The organism is Gilliamella sp. Nev3-1 (assembly GCF_001690435.1).
In the GTDB taxonomy this organism is placed as follows: domain Bacteria; phylum Pseudomonadota; class Gammaproteobacteria; order Enterobacterales; family Orbaceae; genus Gilliamella; species Gilliamella apicola_C.
In genome coordinates, this window is the sequence record NZ_LZHN01000069.1 from 1 (window position 1) to 1,981 (window position 1,981).

General features: G+C 34.8%; 2 protein-coding genes. One reads left to right on the plus strand and one right to left on the minus strand.

Translation table 11 applies throughout. The features are described from left to right. On the plus strand, positions 1–398 hold a 398-nt coding region (locus A9G40_RS11255), incomplete at its 5' end, for a transposase (protein ID WP_255307312.1). A gap of 252 nt (positions 399–650) precedes the next feature. On the opposite strand, the gene gltP is transcribed toward A9G40_RS11255, so the two are convergent. Next, the gene (gene gltP, locus A9G40_RS11260) at positions 651–1,961 is read right to left on the minus strand and encodes a glutamate/aspartate:proton symporter GltP (protein ID WP_065582293.1); all 1,311 of its coding nucleotides are present in this window, start codon (positions 1,959–1,961) and stop codon (positions 651–653) included. Between the last annotated feature and the right edge of the window lie 20 nt (positions 1,962–1,981).

Sequence of the window (1,981 nt, forward strand, 5' to 3'; positions counted from 1 at the left end):
CGTTATTGTCACAGTGTACACAGAGTAAAAATACACAGAAAGTCATCACACGGCATATCTGGGAAGCAGATAAAGAGAAAGCCAACGAGATTCGTTTAAGTCAGTGGGGTAAAAAAGTCTATGCTCGGCGAAAAGAAACGATAGAGCGCAGCTTTGCTGATGCTAAACAACATCACGGACATCGCTATGCACGATTTAGAGGAAGAGCGCAGGTTCAAATGCAGTGTTTATTGGCCGCAACGGCTCAAAATATCAAGAAAATAGCGATAAAGCTATTTTTGTTACGTTTTTTTAAGCTATTTTTTAATTTATTTAATAAAATCCAAATTAAAAAGCCTATTTATGGTTTAAATAAAAAAATAAACCCCAAATTATATCGAGGTTTGTCATCAATCTGAAAACCCAGCAAATGCTGGGTTTTTTATTTTCTTTTCTATACATAACCATCATAACTATCAATATCTGCCTACCAACTTATTACCCATACTTGCATGTTAGCCTGCCTTTTTTACTATTTTAAATTAAGAATAACTTAAGCCCAAAATCATACAACTGATAGCAATTAAGATGGTTAGCTATTTAAAAGCACTCCTTGAAAAAATAAAAAAGCGCCAGTTGTTAACGGCGCTTTTGTCAGTAAACAAATAACTCTATTTCAAATATTGTTGTTCATAGGCTCTTGCTTTTTTGTCATCAAAAACATGTTCCCAGCGAGCTATAACAATTGCAGCTAATGCATTGCCAACCACATTAACAACCGTTCTACCCATATCTAAAATACGCTCTACCCCCATAATATAACCAATCCCTTCAAGGGGAATGCCAACACTGCCAAGGGTTGCGGATAACACAAGGATTGAAGCACCTGGTACTCCTGCTATACCTTTAGAAGCTATCATTAAGGTAATGACAACTATAATTTGATCTAAAATAGTTAAATCAATATGGAATAATTGGGCTAGAAAGATGACTGTAATACTTTGATAAAGCGTTGAGCCATCAAGATTAAATGAATAACCAGTTGGAATAACGAAACTTGTAATTGATTTTGGTGCACCATATGACTCCATTTTTTCAATAATTTTCGGTAATGCTGTTTCAGAGCTTGCAGTTGAAAATGCGATAACCAGTTCTTCTTTCAATATTTTTAGCAGTGTGAAAATATTAAAATGACAAATTTTACAAACAAGACCAAGTACCACTAATGTAAATATAATCATCGCTGAATAAACAGTTAGAATCAGTTTAAGTAGTGGTAATAAAGATTCAAAACCATATTTGGCAACTGTCACAGTAATGAGAGCAAATACACCAATTGGGGCATAACGCATAATCATGTTAGTAACTTTAAACATTGTGTCAGAGATAACCTTTAAGAAAAATACAAAAGGCTCGCGCTGTTTATCTGGTAACGACATTAGACCTAAGCCGAAAAAGACACAGAAAAAGATAACAGGCAATATAGCTCCATCAGCCATTGCTTTAAAGATATTTGCAGGAATCATATCAAGAATCATGACAATTAAGCCATGAGGTTTTCCACTTAATTCTTCAGCAGCCTTTGCATATTTGCTCACATCTGCTGTTGCAAGTGTTGAAGAGTCAATTCCCGCTCCCGGCGCAAAAATATTTCCCCAGCAAAGACCTAATAAGATAGCAATCGTGGTAATAATCTCAAAATAAAGTATTGTTTTTAGACCTAATGTCCCTAATCGTTTCGAACCACCAATACCAGCAATACCTAAAGTTAATGTACTAAGTATAATAGGCAAGACAATCATTTTAATTAAACGAATAAAAATATCGCCCGCTGGTTGGAAAATGTTGACTATCGAAAATTGATAATAAGAGTGTAAAGGGTGGCTAGGAGTAGAGAGTTCAAATAAATAAGCCCCCACCGCTATCCCTAAAATTAATGCAATCAAAATCTGCCATGCAAGATTAGTTAAGACTTTTTTTATTGAGAAAGACATGTAATTCT